This is a genomic window from Rhodococcus aetherivorans (genome assembly GCF_025722975.1).
GTDB classification, from domain to species: Bacteria; Actinomycetota; Actinomycetes; order Mycobacteriales; family Mycobacteriaceae; genus Rhodococcus; species Rhodococcus aetherivorans.
The window spans coordinates 1,921,562-1,935,849 of sequence record NZ_CP106982.1; the positions used below are offsets into that span (position 1 = coordinate 1,921,562).

The following is a 14,288-nucleotide window of genomic DNA, read 5'->3' on the forward strand; positions in this document are numbered from 1 at the left end:
TGCGGCCGAGTGCTGTCCGGGGTTTCCGGTGTGACCGGCCCGTTCCCATCGAGGGGTGATTTTTCCGATTTCTGCGTTCTCGACTCGTGACATGTTGTAACAATGGCGTCGCGGTCGCAGTTCCAGGCCGCGCATCCGTGACACCGACGAAATCAAGGAGGAGTCGCCATGGGGTCTCTCGCGGACATCATCGGTTGGGTACTCGAGAATTTCGATCTGCTGGAGGTCCTGGACTCGCTGAGCGCCGGCGACGACTAGCAGCCACCCACCACCTGGACGGAGAAGATCATGATCGGCAGCCTGCTCGACCTCATCACGCCCATCCTCGAACTGATCGCCGACCTCGGCTCCGGCAGCACGGACTAGTCCCGGGCCCGAGACCGGAGTCGAATCGCAGCCGCAGCCGCAGGATCTCCTGCCGCTGTGGCTGCGGTCGTGAGGTGTTCGGCCGGTTCACACCGCCACGGCCGCGGCGACCGCACGCTTCGCCAGCCGCGCCGCGATCGCGGCACACACCAGCAGCTGGATCTGGTGGAACAACATGAGCGGCAGGACGATCAGCCCGATCGGCTGGCCCGGGAACAGCACCGTCGCCATCGGCAGGCCCGTGGCGAGCGACTTCGTCGAGCCGCAGAACAGGATCGTCGCGCGGTCCTCGTAGGAGAAGCCCAGGCGCGGTGCGCCGAACCACGTGATCGCCAGGACCAGCGCGAGCAGCGCGACGCACACGCCCACGAGGGCGAGCAGCCGCGCGGGCGACAGGCTCGACCAGATGCCCTCGTTCATGCCGCGGCTGAACGCGACGTACACGACGAGCAGGATCGAACCGCGGTCGACGATCTTCAGCGGCCTGCCGTGGGCCTTGACCCACCCGCCGATCCAGCGGCGCACGAGCTGGCCCGCGAGGAACGGAACCAGCAGCATGAGCACGATGTCGAGCACCGCAGAGGCGCTGAACGTCACGCCCTGCGTGGTCATCGTCAGCGCGACGAGCAGCGGCGTGACGAAGATGCCGAGCAGGCTCGACGCGCTGGCGGAGACGACCGCCCCCGGGATGTTGCCCCGGGCCACCGAGACCAGCGCGATCGACGACTGCACCGTCGAGGGCAGCAGGCACAGGTAGAGGACGCCGAGATACAACGGCTCGGTCAGGACCGCCGGCACGAGGACCTTCGTCGCCAGACCGAGCAGCGGGAACACCGCGAACGTGGTGGCGAGGATCGTCAGGTGCAGGCGCCAGTGCTTGAGGCCTTCGAGGGCCTCGTGCGTGGACAGGCGAGCTCCGTAGAGGAAGAACAGCAGGCCGATGGCGATCTTCGAGGCCCACGTGACGGCGGTCAGGGCCGTGCCCTCGGCCGGCAGCAGCGCCGCGATCGCGACGGTGGCGAGGATGCCGACGAGGAAGGGGTCGAGGCGTCCGAGCACGGGGATCCTGGAGAACATGAGTCGACGCTAGGCCACCGCACGCCCATCCAGGAAACCGATCACCGCGATTACTGTCATCACAAATCGTGATTGAATACCGTGGTGTTCGATCCCGTCCACCTGCGCAGCTTCCTGGCCGTGGAACGCGCCCGCAGCTTCACGCTCGCAGCGCGACGGCTCGGCCTGCGCCAGTCCACGGTCAGTCAGCACGTCGGCAAGCTCGAGCAGGCCGCCGGCCGCCGGCTGTTCCTGCGGGACACGCACGCGGTCGATCTCACCGCCGACGGCGCAGCCATGCTGGGCTTCGCCCGGGACATCCTCGATCGGCACGACGCGGCCCGGCGGTACTTCTCGGAGTCGCCGATCAGCGGGCGGCTGCGCTTCGGGGCCTCGGAGGACCTGGTGCTGCACGAACTGCCCGCCATCCTCGCGGAGTTCCGGCGCAGTCATCCGCGGGTGGATTTCGAGCTCACCGTCGCGCTGAGCGAGGACCTGCATCGGCGCCTCGACGACGGGGACCTCGACCTGGTCTTCGGCAAGCGCCGGCCGGGGGAGCGACACGGGGAGCTGATCTTCCGGGACCGGCTGGTGTTCCACGCCGCACCGGACTTCGTGGTCGAGCCCGACGGGCCGATCCCGCTGGTGACGTATCCGCCGCCGGCGTTGACCCGCGAGATCGCCCTCGACACGCTCCGGCGCGCCGGACTCGGGGCGCGCATCACCTGCACCACCGACAGCCTCAACGGCCTGCGCGCAGCCGTCCTCGCCGGGCTCGGCGTCGTGCTCCACGCTGCCCGGCTGCCGCCGGCGGGGCTCGTTCCCGTGCGCGCGGGACGACTGCCCGACGCGGGGGAGGTCGAGTTCGTGCTGCTGTCGCGGCGTTCGGTCCTCAACGAACCCGAGCGGGCACTGCGTGCCGTGATCCTCGCGAACGCCGACCGGCTCGGCCGGGACGGCTGACCGTCGTTGCGCGCGGCGTGCGCCCGTTCCGGCCGGCGGAGCGGGCGCACGCCGCGGGGGAGAGCGGTGAGCTCGTCCCTCTCACTCGGGCAGCAGCATCCACAGCGCCAGGTAGACCAGCGCCGCACCGCCTCCGGTGACGAACGCGGCGACCACCACACCGGCGCGGACGAGGTTGACGTCGATGCCGAAGTATTCGGCGAGACCGCCGCACACGCCACCGAGCATGCGCTGCGAGCGGGAACGGGCGAAGGGACGGGGACCGGGGGTGCTGTTCTCGAATGTCATGCGACAAGCGTGCCGCCGCGGGCCTGCCGGCCACATCGGGTGACGCCCCGATTCCTACCCTGATCTTTCGTCTCGGGGTTCGTCCTCAGCGGCGCTTGGCGAGCGTCTTCTTGAAGATCACCAGGGGCAGCAGCATCCGGGCGATCAGCGCGACGGCCCACACGATCACCGTCGCGAGGATCCAGGTCGCCGCGCCCCGGATCTGCAGGCCGTCGCTGACGAGCGAGGTGACGATCAGCGCCACCAGCGTCGAGATGAGCGCGCTGCTGCCCAGGAGCGCAGGGGTCTTGGTCACCGCCAGCTGACGCAGCAGGGGGTCGACGAGCATCGCGGCCACGGTGAACAGGACGACGGCGATGACGAAGGCGACGCCGTCGAGCGTCATGCCGGGCAGGACCCAGGCACCGACGAGCAGCGCCAGAGCGTTGGCGAGCAGTGCGACGACCGCGGACGCGAGCAGACGGACCATGCCAGGAGACTAGCCCCCACCGGCCGGGAGGGTGAACCGACAAGCCGACGAGGCGGGCCGGAATCCCGGCCCGCCTCGAGACGCCGGATCGCCGGCGCGGCGCGAGAACTCGTCAGATGCAGACCACCGCCAGGCCCACGCCCCGCCAGACCTGCGTCTCGACGCGCTCGAACTCGTCCTTGTCGTGGTTGTACCGCATGTCGATCTCGGTGCGGTAGCCCCTGTCGCGCTGTTCGGTGACGTGGCAGTCGCCGGATGCCGTGCCGGCGCGGTTGACCACGACGTACGGCACGCCCTGCGCCTCGAGCGCGGCCCGGGCGCTGTGTTCGCTCATTCCGACCACGTTCGGAGCCGGCTGGGCCGCCGCCGCGGTCCCGGCGCCCAGCAACACCGCGGTCCCGGCGCCCAGCAACACCGACGCGGCCGCCGCGCACACGGCCGCGGTGACGGAGGTGCGCAGCAAACCCCTTCCACGGCGGGATCTTTCGGGAACGGAGTGGGAACTGCTCGTGGTGGATGTCATGCCTTTCAGCGTGCCGACCGGCGGGCCGGCTCCACATCGGGTGACGCCCCGATCCCTACCCTGATCTTTCGTCTCGGGGTTCGCGCGCCGTGTGCTCCGTAGGATCTGTGCATGGCCGGACCGACGCGTGTGGCGCTCGCCCTGGGCAGCGGGGGTGCCCGCGGCTACGCCCACATCGGCGTGATCGAGGTGCTCGAGGAACGCGGCTTCGACATCACCGGGGTGGCGGGCTCGTCCATGGGCGCGCTCGTCGGCGGGCTGTACGCGGCGGGCAAGCTCGACGACTACACCCGCTGGGCGACGTCGTTGACCCAGCTCGACGTGCTGCGCCTGCTCGACGTGTCACTGTCCGCGCCGGGCGCCATCCACGCCGAGAAGATCCTCGACAAGGTGCGCGAGATCCTCGGCGACACCCCCATCGAGGGGCTGCGGATCCCGTATACGGCGGTCGCGACGGACCTGGCCGCCGGCCGGTCCGTGTGGTTCCAGCGCGGCCCCGTCGACGTGGCGATCCGCGCCTCCATCGCGATCCCCGGCGTGATCACCCCGTACGTGCTCAACGGGCGGGTGCTCGCGGACGGCGGAATCCTCGATCCGCTGCCACTCGCCCCGATCCTCGCCGCCGGTGCCGACGTCACCATCGGTGTCAGCCTCGGGGCGGAGGAGCGCGACGTCGAGGGCGGCGCCCCGGCCCACGCGAGTGCAGAGCCGCGACCGGTCGACGAGTGGATCGGCCGCTTCCGCCGCAGCGCCGCGCAACTGCTCGAGCGCGACGTCGTCCGCTCGGTGGTCGGTCGCTTCGGCAGCGGGCAGGTGGCACGCAGCGATGCCGTGGAGGACGTGGCGCCCGAGGAGACCGAGGTCGTCGACGATCCGGTACCGGTCCCGAAGCTCAGCCGCTTCGAGGTGATGAACCGTTCGCTCGACCTGATGCAGTCGGCCCTCGCCCGGTATCAGCTCGCCGGGTACCCGCCGGACGTGCTCATCCGCGTCCCTCGCAAGTCGGGACGCAGCCTCGACTTCCACCGTGCGGCCGAGATGATCGCGCTCGGCCGCAGCCTCACGGAGTCCGCCCTCGACGCCGCGGGGCTCGGCGTCGCGCCGGTCGCCGAACCGGCTGACCCGGACACCGGAACCGCCTAGGCTGAGCCGGTGGAGACCGTACCGATCCAGCTGCCGGGCGGCACGACGACGCCGGTCCGCCTGTTTCCCGGTCCGGAACACCCGGCCCGCATCGACGCGCCACGGCCCGTGGTGGTGATCCTGCCCGGCCTCGGCATCCCGGCGGGCTACTACGAGCCCGTCGCCGAGGCGCTCACCGGGCACGGGTTCGACGCCGCGCTCTGCGAGCTGCCCGGGCAGGGCGACAGCCGCCCCCGTCCCGGACCCGACAGCGACTACGGCTACCAGGAACTGGTGGCCGTCGACCTGCCGGCGATGTTCGAGGTGGTGCACGAACGGTTCCTCGACTCCACCCCGTACCTCCTGGGGCATTCGATGGGCGGTCAGCTCGGGGTGCTCTATGCCTCCCGCAATCCCGGACGCCTCGGCGGGCTGATCCTCGTCGCCGCGGGCACCCCCTACTACCGTCACCACGCGGGCATCCGCGGGCCGGGTCTGCTCCTCGGGTCCGCGGCGATGTCGATCACCGCGAGCGTGGCCGGGTTCTGGCCCGGCGATCGGCTCGACGTCGCCGGTTTCGGCCGCCAGTCCCGGCTGCTCATCTCGGACTGGGCGCGCCTGGCCCGCAGCGGACGTTTCGAGCCCCGCGGCGCCGACGTCGACTACGAGCAGCGGCTGGCCGAGCTGAGCCTGCCGGTCCTGTCGGTCACCGTCGAGGGCGACGACATGACGCCCGTCCCCGCCGCCCGGCACCTGCTCGAGAAGATGCCCGCCGCGGACGTGACGACGTGGCACCAGTCCCGGCCGCTGGGGCACAACGGGTGGATCCGCGACAACGCGGACACCGTCGACCGCATCGCCGCCTGGTTGAAGGACCGGTGAGCGCGGCCTCCTACCGGGACAGCATGCGCTCGAGGAACGTGAACGTCAGTGCCGCCTTGAACGCGGCCTGGGCGTTGTCCGCGGCACCGCCGTGCCCGCCCTCGATGTTCTCGTAGTACCAGACCTCGTGCCCCTGTTCCTCGAGCCGGGCCACCATCTTCCGGGCGTGACCGGGATGCACCCGGTCGTCCCGGGTCGAGGTGGTGATCAGGATCGGCGGGTACGCCGCGTCCGGATCGGTGTTCTGGTACGGCGAGTACTCGCGCAGGAAGGCCCACTCGTCGGGGTCGTCGGGGTCGCCGTACTCGGCCATCCACGACGCCCCGGCGAGCAGCAGGTGATACCGCTTCATGTCCAGCAGCGGCACCTGGCACACGATCGTCCCGAACAGTTCGGGGTAGCGGGTGAGCATCACGCCCATGAGCAGACCGCCGTTGCTGCCACCCTGGATGCCGAGCCGGTCGGCGGTGGTGATGCCGCGCGCGACCAGATCCCGCGCCACCGCGGCGAAGTCCTCGAACACCCGGGGCCGGTTCTCCTTCAGCGCCTGGGTGTGCCACTGCGGCCCGTACTCTCCGCCGCCGCGGATGTTGGCGATCACGTAGGTGTACCCGCGTTCGAGCCACGCCAGGCCCACGCCGCCGCTGTACGCCGGCACCATCGAGTTCTCGAATCCGCCGTAGCCGTACAGCAGGGTCGGCGCCGGGGACGAGGTGTTGCGGCCCACCACGAAGTACGGAACCTGGGTTCCGTCGTCCGAGGTGGCGAAATACTGTGTGACGGTCACGTTCTCGGCGTCGAAGAACGCCGGGGCCTGCTTGATCGACTCCAGCGGGCTGCCGACCGTGCCGGACAGCAGCGTCGCGGGCACGGTGAAACCGCTGGAGTTGAGGAAGAATTCGTCGCTCTCGAGCGGGTCGACGTCGATCACGGAGGTGGAGGTCGCGGCCGGCACGTCCTCGAGGGGCCGATCGGTCCACCCGTCCGCTGCCGGGGTGAGCATCCGCACCTCGGTCTGCACGTCGCGCAGCGCGACCACCAGCAGGTGGTTCCGCGTCCAGGCGTACTGTTCCAGCGAGGTGTGCGCGTCCGGGGCGAACAACACCGTCATCTCGCGCGACCCGGCCAGGAACTCGGGGTAGTTCGCGGCCAGCAGGGTGCCCGCCGGATGTCCGAGCCACGGCGACCGGGTCCTGATCAGCAGGTGGTCGCGGTACACGGAGACCTTCGCGTCGTCCGGGGCCTCGATCCGGACGAGCTCCCCGTCGGGCCGCAACTCGAAACGGTGCGACGTGTAGAAGTCGATCGCGCGCTCGACGAAACTGCGCTCGAAGCCGGGGGTGCGGTCGTACCAGGCGGAGACGGCGACGTCGGACTTGTCGCCCTCGTACACCGTTTCGGCCGCGGACAGCGGGGTACCGCGGCGCCAGCGCTTGGCCAGGCGCGGATATCCGGAGTCGGTGAGCGAGCCGTCGCCGAAATCGGTGCCGACGTACACGGTGTCCGCATCGATCCAGCCGATGTCGGTCTTCGCCTCCGGCACCGTGAAACTGTCCGGTCCGTCGACGAACTTCCTTGACTCCACATCGAACTCGCGGATCACGGTGGCGTCGGCGCCGCCGCGCGACAGGCCGATCAGGGCCCGGGACTGGTCGGGCCGCAGCACCTGCGCGCCCGACCACACCCAGTTCTCGCCCTCCGCCTCGGCGACCGCATCGAGGTCGACCAGCACGTCCCAGTCCGGGGCGTCGCGCAGGTACTGCTCCATGGTGGTGCGCCGCCACAGACCGCGCACGTGCCGAGCGTCGCGCCAGTAGTTGTACAGGTACTCGCCGCGACGCCGCGCGTACGGAATGCGCGCGTCGGTGTCGAGGACCTCCCGGATCCGGGACTGCAGCGTCTCGAACGCCTCGGTGCGGGTGTACTCGTCGACGGTGCGGTCGTTGTGCGCGCGCACCCACCCGAGTTGCTCGTCGCCGGTGACGTCCTCGAGCCAGAGGTACGGGTCGTTCGTGTCGTCGGTCATCTGGTGTTCGGCGCGGATACTCCCTCGTGCACGGGGGAGAGAAAGCGCCGTCCTCCTCTCGAGGGGTGTGAGGGTGTCGAGGAAACCTGTCGGTGGGTCCGGTTGGCGTGCCCGGTATGGGGGTCGAGGTGGTGCGCTACAACTACCGGTTGCGGCCGGGCAGTATCGCCGAACATGCACTGATGCAGGAGTGGCATCGTTGCCGATTCCTGTGGAACGAGGCGGTGCACCAACACAAGGCCGGTGGCAGGCCTACGTTCGGGAAGCTGGCCAAGCAGTTGACCGAAGCGCGGAAACGCTCGTCGTGGTTGCGGGACGGTTCCCAGGTGGCGCAGCAGCAGACGCTGCGAACCTACGCACAAGCGTTGGAGGCATCCTTCACGGTGCAAGGGCGTGGCCGCCCCAGAGACAAGTCGCGGAAGACGACGTCGCCGTCGCTCGAGTACACCCGGCGCGGCTTCCGGATCCGGGACGGACGGTTGGTGCTCGCCAAGGGTGTCAGCATCCCGGTGGTGTGGTCGCGGGAGTTGCCGTCGGATCCGTCGAGTGTGCGCATCACCCGCGATTCGCCGGGGCACTGATACGCCTCGTTCGTGGTGACCCGCGAGGTGGAACCGGCACCGGGAGCCCCGGGCGGTTCCGGGATCGGTGTGGATTGGGGTGTGGCCCGGACCGCGACGACCACCGACGAGAGATTCGACCTGTCGTACGGTGGGCATCGGAAACGCTGCGTGGCGGAGCCGGCGAAAGCCCAACGGAAGATGGCGCGCCGCCGCGGGAAGGGCCACCCGCCGTCGAAGGGCTACCGGCGCGCCCGCACACACGCGGCGAAGATCGTGACGAAGGCCGCGCGCCGGAACCGGCACGAGGCGCGGGTGTGGGCGAAACGTGTGGTCGACAACCATGAGTTGATTGCGGTGGAGGATTTCCGGCCGCGGTTTCTGGCGAGGTCGACGATGGCTCGTCAGGCCGCGGACGCGGCGATCGGGTCGGCGAAACGGGAGTTGATCGGGCGGGGCAGGCGGGCCGGCCGGAAGGTGGTGATGGTGCGGCCCGCGTACACGACCATGACGTGTTCGAGGTGTTTCGCGAGAACCAAGCAGCGTCTCGAACTCGCAGAACGGATCTTCCGGTGCCAGGGCTGCGGCTATATCGCATGCCGGGACCGGAACGCTGCCAGAGTGGTTCTGGCTGTGGCGGAGCGTGGCCACACCGGTGTCGACGACGTCAGTCAATCGGATCACCTCCTTCGAGTCGGTGCTGCGGTTGCGGTCTGAGCTGGGAATCTCCTGCCTTCAGGCAGGAGAGGCGTTGAGGGCAATTGTTACCCATCCGGCCCCGGGCGACCCGGTGGGGACCGCGGCGCGCGACGCAAACGCCGCACCCGCCACACTGGCGGCATGCAGCTCCACCCCTCCGACGCCCAGCGGGACTGGCTCGACGACCGCGTCCGCAGCGACCAGTTCCTGCTGTTCTGCTTCGAGGGGCCGGCCGGCGACCCCGGCCGTCTGGTAGCGGAGCTGCGGCGACGGGCGTCGGCCGTCGCCGAGCTGCGGCTGCACGCCGTGGCGGTGCCGGGCGATCTGGACTATCCGTACTGGGCGACCGGGCCCGTCGGCGCCGACCGGTTCGTCGTGCACCGGCTGCCGGATCCGTCCTGGCCGGGCGTGCAGGAGGCCCTCGGTGAGCTGCTCACCGACCGGCTCGACATCCGGGCCTCGCCGTGGCGACTGCACCTGGTGCCCGGCGTGACGGGGGCACCGCGTTGCGCCGCGGCCGCAACCGTTGTCGTGCTGCAGGTTTCGCACGCCTTCGCGGACGGGACTCGCGCGTCCGCCCTGGCCCGGGCGTTGCTGTCCGGCACCGCCCCGGCCGGCGACGGGGCCCCGGCCGGGCCGGAGGCGCCGGCGGTGCCGGTGATGCTGCTGCGGGCCGCGGCCCGGGTGCCGCTCCAGCTGGGCTCGCTGCTGGTGACGGGGGCACGCGCGGGTCGCGCCGAACGGGAACTGGCCGATCCGGCCGTCCCGCCGCCGGCGCCGGGCTGCCCGCCGAGCGCCGTGAACACCGATCCCGGCCCGCGGCGTGCCGTGCGGACGATCGTGTGCCCGGCGACGGACCTGCGCACGGTGGGGACCGTGACCGTCGGTGCGCTGACCGCGATCGGGTCCGCGCTCGCCGAGTTCCTCGGCGCCTTCCCGGCCGACCGGCTCGGCGCGGAGGTGCCCGTCTCCCTCGCCGGAAATGGGTTGTCGCGCAATGCCTACCGCAGCACCGGCGTCCGGCTGTTCGCGCACGTGCGCGATCCCCGTGAACGCGCCGCGGCCATCGCGGACGACCTGGCGCAGCGGCGGCGACGGATCACGCATCCGGCCATGGATCTGCGGGATCGTCCGCTCGCGCACGTCCCGGCCCCGCTGCTGCGGTTCGGGCTCGCCCGCGCCGACTTCGGCGCGGTGCCGCGGACCGTCACCGGCACTACGGTCGTGTCGAGCGTGTACCGCGGCGCGGGCGATCTGGTGCTCGGTGGCGCCCTCGTGCGCTTCACCGCCGGGTTCCCGGGCCTGTCGCCCGTCATGGGACTGACCCACGGCGTGCACGGGATCGGCGACGTGGTCACGCTGTCGGTCACGACCAGTCCGCAGGTGCTCGAGCCCGGGGAACTGGACCGGTACGAGACCGTGCTGCGTGCCGCCGTCGCGCAGGTGGCGCGCGCGTAGGGAAGGTGTGCCCGAACCGCCCCGGGCGCTGTCGAGCAACTGCTTGGTTCGGGACGGTTGCGACTGTAGCGTGCCGGTCGGAACTGGATCGACGAGGGAGTGACGATGGGTGTGTATGCGGTGACCGGTGCGGCGTCGGGGATGGGCCGGGCCGCCGCGGATCGGCTGCGGGCAGCCGGTCACACGGTGATCGGGATCGACCTGAAGGAGGGCGACGTCGTCGCCGACCTCTCGACCCCGGCGGGACGTTCCGACGCGGTGCGGCAGACCCTCGAGCGGGCCGGGAACCGGCTCGACGGTGCGGTCCTCGCCGCGGGCCTCGGTCCGGTGCCCGGCATGGAACAGGCCATCGCCCAGGTCAACGTCCGGGGCGTGATCGAGCTGCTCGAGGGGTGGCGGCCGGCGCTCGCCGCGACCGGCAACAGCAAGGTCGTCGTGTTCGGGTCGAATTCGACGACCACCACCCCGGCCGTCCCGATGTCGGCGGTGCGGGCGTTTCTCGCGGGCGACCTGGAGAAGGGCGTGCGGCGGGCGGGCCGGATCCGGCCGGCGGCCGCCCCGTTCACCTACGCCGCGTCGAAGATCGCCGTCACCCACTGGGCACGCCGGAACGCGGTGATCCCGGACTGGGCGGGGTCGGGGATCCGGCTGAACGTCCTCGCGCCGGGCGCGGTGGCGACGCCGTTGCTCGAGACTCAGCTCGCGAGCCCGGAAGGTAAGCGGGTCAGGAGTTTTCCGGTTCCGATCGGCGGGTTCGGTGATCCGGACCGGATCGCCGAGTGGGTGGAGTTCATGCTCTCGCCGGCCGCGGACTTCCTCGTGGGCTCCGTCGTGGTGGTCGACGGCGGCAGCGAGGCGTGGTTCCGTGCCGTCGACTGGCCGCGACCGGTGCCGGTGCGGAAGGTGCTGCGGTACGTGCGGCGGATGCGGAGCTTCCGCCGCTGAGGAAGTGCTTGCGCCCGAGGGGGCGGTTGTCGCGGGCGGCTCTCGATGTTCGTCGCGGCAGCGCCCCCCTCGCCCGCGGCAGCGTCCCCGCCCGCGGCAGCGTCCCCCCTCGCCCGCGGCAGCGTCCCCCCTCGCCCGCGGCAGAGTCCCCTCGGCCGCGCGATCACCCGCTCGACGCCGTGCGCCTGCCCGATTCGTGCCTCATGTCGGGGCTACCGGCAAGTAACCGGACCATCCGCAGACACGCCGGAGCGGCAGGTCTACCCTGTTTGTTCGTGACCTCACACTATGACGTCGTTGTCCTCGGAGCCGGTCCCGGTGGGTACGTCGCTGCTATCCGCGCGGCACAGCTGGGACTGAGTACCGCCATCATCGAGAAGAAGTACTGGGGTGGTGTCTGCCTGAACGTGGGCTGCATTCCCTCCAAGGCGCTTCTCCGCAATGCCGAACTGGCGCATCTCTTCACGAAAGAGGCCAAGACGTTCGGCATGTCCGGGGACGTGTCCTTCGACTTCGGCGCCGCCGTGGACCGCAGCCGCAAGGTCGCGGACGGCCGCGTCAAGGGCGTGCACTTCCTGATGAAGAAGAACAAGATCACCGAATACGACGGTGCGGGTTCCTTCGTCGATGCCAACACCATCTCCGTCGAGCTCAACAAGGGCGGGACCGAGACGGTGACCTTCGACAACGCGATCATCGCGACCGGTTCGGTCACCAAGCTGCTGCCCGGCACCGAGCTGAGCAAGAACGTCGTCACCTACGAGGAGCAGATCCTCACCCGTGAGCTGCCGGGCTCGATTCTCATCGTCGGTGCCGGCGCCATCGGTATGGAGTTCGGCTACGTGCTGGCCAACTACGGCGTGGACGTCACCATCGTCGAGTTCCTCGACCGTGCGCTGCCCAACGAGGACGCCGACATCTCCAAGGAGATCGCGAAGGCGTACAAGAAGCTCGGCGTGAAGATCATGACCGGTGCCGCGGTGCAGTCCATCGACGACGACGGCAACAAGGTGACCGTCGCGATCAAGGACAACAAGTCCGGCAACGTCGAGTCCGTCGTCGTCGACAAGGTCATGCAGTCGGTCGGGTTCGCCCCGCGCGTGGAGGGCTTCGGCCTCGAGAACACCGGTGTCGCCCTCACCGACCGCGGCGCCATCGCCATCGACGACGTGATGCGCACGAACGTGCCGCACATCTACGCCATCGGTGACGTCACCGCCAAGCTCATGCTGGCGCACGTCGCCGAGGCGATGGGCGTGGTCGCGGCCGAGACCATCGGCGGCGCCGAGACCCTCACCTTCGACGACTACCGGATGATGCCGCGCGCGACGTTCTGCCAGCCGCAGGTCGCCAGCTTCGGCCTGACCGAGGAGCAGGCGCGCGACGAGGGTTACGACGTCAAGGTCGCGACCTTCCCCTTCACCGCGAACGGCAAGGCCCACGGCCTCGGCGACCCCAACGGCTTCGTCAAGCTGATCGCCGACAACAAGCACGGGGAACTGCTCGGCGGCCACCTGATCGGCCCCGACGTCTCCGAACTTCTGCCCGAGCTGACCCTCGCGCAGAAGTGGGACCTGACGGTCAACGAACTGGCCCGCAACGTCCACACCCACCCGACGCTGAGCGAGGCGCTGCAGGAGGCCATCCACGGCCTCGCAGGGCACATGATCAACTTCTGATCCCAGCGCGTCGAAGATCCTCCGCACGGGCAGATCCCCGTTCGGATGTACCGGCCTCAGCCCGTGGCGACCGAAACGTCGCCGCGGGCTGTCGTCGTCTTCGGAGACGAAACCTGATTCGATACCCGTGACGCGGGGTACCTTCCCCCCATGGCGGAACGCGGCGCGCGACCCGAGGTACATCCGATTCGCAGGATGATGTTGCGTGCCGTGCGCCACCTGTTCACCCCCCTTCGTCCCGACGACTACCTCGAGATGATCAATCCCCTGTGGACCACCAGGGAGCTGCGGGGCCGGGTCGAGCGGGTGGTGCCCGAAGGTTCCCGTGCGGCGTCCGTGCTGATCCGTCCCGCGTACGAGTGGCGGGGGCACCGTCCCGGCCAGTACGTGCGGCTGGGGGTGATCATCGACGGCGTCTACCACTGGCGCGCCTACTCGCTGACCTCCGATCCCGAGCCCGAGGACGGGCTGATCAGCGTCACCCCGAAGGTCGTCGAGTCCGGCGTGGTCTCGCCGCACCTGGTGCGCCGGATCCGGCCCGGCGACGTGGTGCGGCTCGGCGAGGTCGAGGGTGTGTTCACCCTGCCCGACCCGCTGCCGGGGAAGATGCTGTTCGTCAGTGCCGGTAGCGGTATCACGCCGATCATGAGCATGCTGCGCAGCCTGGACCACCGCGACGCCCTCGACGACGTCGTCCTGGTGCACTCGGCCCGTACCGCCGACGAGGTCATCTTCGCGTCCGTGCTGCGTGACCTCGATGCGCGTCGTCCCGGGTTCCGCCTGGTGCTGCGGCTCACCGCGGAGCAGGGCCGCATGACGCCGGCCGATCTGGACGAGCTGTGCCCCGACTGGCGGGAGCGGGAGGCGTTCTGCTCCGGACCCGGCGAGATGCTCGATGCGTTCGTCGAGCACTGGAACGAGCACGGTGATCCGAAAAAACTCCACATGGAGCGTTTCCAGCCGATCATCGGCGGGAATGCGGGGTCGGGTGAGGGCGGCACGGTTCACTTCCTCGACAGCGAGGCCGACGTCGAATGCGACGGCGGCACGCCGATCCTGGTGGCGGGCGAGAAGGCCGGCCTGCAGCTTCCGTACGGATGCCGGATCGGAATCTGCCATACCTGCGTGGGCACCCTGCGGTCGGGCAGGGTGCGGGACCTGCGCACGGACGAGGTCGCCGAACCCGTCGGCGCCGCGGTCCGCACATGCATCCACACCGCCGAAGGCGACATCGAAATCGAGCTGTGAACGA

The 14,288-nt window shown here is 70.2% G+C and carries 14 protein-coding genes; 9 read left to right on the forward strand and 5 right to left on the reverse strand.

The window, feature by feature from the left end; genetic code table 11:
- Nucleotides 1-453: 453 nt before the first annotated feature.
- Complete coding sequence (locus tag OCS65_RS08795) at nucleotides 454-1,443, reverse strand: bile acid:sodium symporter family protein (RefSeq protein ID WP_231772593.1); 990 nt, start codon at nucleotides 1,441-1,443, stop codon at nucleotides 454-456.
- A gap of 84 nt (nucleotides 1,444-1,527) precedes the next feature.
- Between OCS65_RS08795 and OCS65_RS08800 the strand changes: the two genes are divergently transcribed.
- On the forward strand, nucleotides 1,528-2,385 hold the full coding sequence (locus OCS65_RS08800) for a LysR family transcriptional regulator (RefSeq protein ID WP_029545295.1): 858 nt from the start codon (nucleotides 1,528-1,530) through the stop codon (nucleotides 2,383-2,385).
- A gap of 81 nt (nucleotides 2,386-2,466) precedes the next feature.
- Here the strand turns inward: OCS65_RS08800 and OCS65_RS08805 are convergent, their stop codons facing one another.
- From OCS65_RS08805 to OCS65_RS08815, 3 genes are all read right to left on the reverse strand, one after another.
- Nucleotides 2,467-2,673, reverse strand: coding sequence for a PspC domain-containing protein (locus OCS65_RS08805; protein WP_029545293.1), 207 nt, complete (start codon nucleotides 2,671-2,673; stop codon nucleotides 2,467-2,469).
- Nucleotides 2,674-2,758: 85 nt separating this feature from the next.
- Nucleotides 2,759-3,142 (reverse strand): phage holin family protein, encoded by a 384-nt coding sequence (locus tag OCS65_RS08810; RefSeq protein ID WP_029545290.1) that lies wholly within the window; start codon nucleotides 3,140-3,142, stop codon nucleotides 2,759-2,761.
- Nucleotides 3,143-3,254: 112 nt separating this feature from the next.
- Nucleotides 3,255-3,602, reverse strand: a complete 348-nt coding sequence (locus tag OCS65_RS08815; protein ID WP_306430620.1) for a PASTA domain-containing protein — start codon at nucleotides 3,600-3,602, stop codon at nucleotides 3,255-3,257.
- A gap of 174 nt (nucleotides 3,603-3,776) precedes the next feature.
- On the opposite strand from OCS65_RS08815, the gene OCS65_RS08820 reads away from it, so the two are divergent.
- Both OCS65_RS08820 and OCS65_RS08825 read left to right on the forward strand, forming a co-directional pair.
- Entirely contained in the window at nucleotides 3,777-4,808 is a 1,032-nt protein-coding gene (locus OCS65_RS08820; RefSeq protein WP_029545286.1) for a patatin-like phospholipase family protein, read from the forward strand.
- Between the two features lie 9 nt (nucleotides 4,809-4,817).
- Nucleotides 4,818-5,669 (forward strand): alpha/beta hydrolase family protein, encoded by an 852-nt coding sequence (locus OCS65_RS08825; protein ID WP_050035660.1) that lies wholly within the window; start codon nucleotides 4,818-4,820, stop codon nucleotides 5,667-5,669.
- Between the two features lie 10 nt (nucleotides 5,670-5,679).
- On the opposite strand, the gene OCS65_RS08830 is transcribed toward OCS65_RS08825, so the two are convergent.
- A complete protein-coding gene (locus OCS65_RS08830; protein WP_072635828.1) occupies nucleotides 5,680-7,695 on the reverse strand; it encodes a prolyl oligopeptidase family serine peptidase in 2,016 nt (671 codons plus the stop codon).
- Nucleotides 7,696-7,787: 92 nt separating this feature from the next.
- On the opposite strand from OCS65_RS08830, the gene OCS65_RS08835 reads away from it, so the two are divergent.
- The 6 genes from OCS65_RS08835 to OCS65_RS08860 all read left to right on the forward strand — a co-directional run bounded on the left by OCS65_RS08835 (nucleotide 7,788) and on the right by OCS65_RS08860 (nucleotide 14,284).
- Nucleotides 7,788-8,276, forward strand: a complete 489-nt coding sequence (locus tag OCS65_RS08835; protein WP_231772595.1) for a hypothetical protein — start codon at nucleotides 7,788-7,790, stop codon at nucleotides 8,274-8,276.
- 12 nt (nucleotides 8,277-8,288) lie between these two features.
- Nucleotides 8,289-8,972 carry a transposase gene (locus OCS65_RS08840; RefSeq protein WP_231772596.1) on the forward strand — a complete coding sequence of 228 codons (684 nt, stop codon included), beginning with the start codon at nucleotides 8,289-8,291 and terminating at the stop codon, nucleotides 8,970-8,972.
- Nucleotides 8,973-9,095: 123 nt separating this feature from the next.
- Nucleotides 9,096-10,412 carry a wax ester/triacylglycerol synthase family O-acyltransferase gene (locus OCS65_RS08845; RefSeq protein WP_231772597.1) on the forward strand — a complete coding sequence of 439 codons (1,317 nt, stop codon included), beginning with the start codon at nucleotides 9,096-9,098 and terminating at the stop codon, nucleotides 10,410-10,412.
- A gap of 105 nt (nucleotides 10,413-10,517) precedes the next feature.
- The gene (locus tag OCS65_RS08850; protein WP_102800209.1) at nucleotides 10,518-11,357 is read left to right on the forward strand and encodes an SDR family oxidoreductase; all 840 of its coding nucleotides are present in this window, start codon (nucleotides 10,518-10,520) and stop codon (nucleotides 11,355-11,357) included.
- A 275-nt stretch (nucleotides 11,358-11,632) separates the two neighbouring features.
- Nucleotides 11,633-13,036: a dihydrolipoyl dehydrogenase gene (gene lpdA / locus OCS65_RS08855; RefSeq protein WP_029545277.1), complete on the forward strand. Its 1,404-nt coding sequence runs from the start codon at nucleotides 11,633-11,635 to the stop codon at nucleotides 13,034-13,036.
- Between the two features lie 150 nt (nucleotides 13,037-13,186).
- Entirely contained in the window at nucleotides 13,187-14,284 is a 1,098-nt protein-coding gene (locus OCS65_RS08860) for a ferredoxin reductase (protein ID WP_029545275.1), read from the forward strand.
- Nucleotides 14,285-14,288 lie beyond the last annotated feature (4 nt).

What these genes read in the sequence shown, in the direction of transcription:
- OCS65_RS08795 (WP_231772593.1), bottom strand. Translation starts at nt 1,443, where the DNA reads ATGTTCTCCAGGATCCCCGTGCTCGGACGCCTCGACCCCTTCCTCGTC.
- OCS65_RS08845 (WP_231772597.1), top strand. Translation starts at nt 9,096, where the DNA reads ATGCAGCTCCACCCCTCCGACGCCCAGCGGGACTGGCTCGACGACCGC.
- OCS65_RS08820 (WP_029545286.1), top strand. Translation starts at nt 3,777, where the DNA reads ATGGCCGGACCGACGCGTGTGGCGCTCGCCCTGGGCAGCGGGGGTGCC.
- OCS65_RS08850 (WP_102800209.1), top strand. Translation starts at nt 10,518, where the DNA reads ATGGGTGTGTATGCGGTGACCGGTGCGGCGTCGGGGATGGGCCGGGCC.
- OCS65_RS08830 (WP_072635828.1), bottom strand. Translation starts at nt 7,695, where the DNA reads ATGACCGACGACACGAACGACCCGTACCTCTGGCTCGAGGACGTCACC.
- OCS65_RS08810 (WP_029545290.1), bottom strand. Translation starts at nt 3,142, where the DNA reads ATGGTCCGTCTGCTCGCGTCCGCGGTCGTCGCACTGCTCGCCAACGCT.
- OCS65_RS08860 (WP_029545275.1), top strand. Translation starts at nt 13,187, where the DNA reads ATGGCGGAACGCGGCGCGCGACCCGAGGTACATCCGATTCGCAGGATG.
- OCS65_RS08805 (WP_029545293.1), bottom strand. Translation starts at nt 2,673, where the DNA reads ATGACATTCGAGAACAGCACCCCCGGTCCCCGTCCCTTCGCCCGTTCC.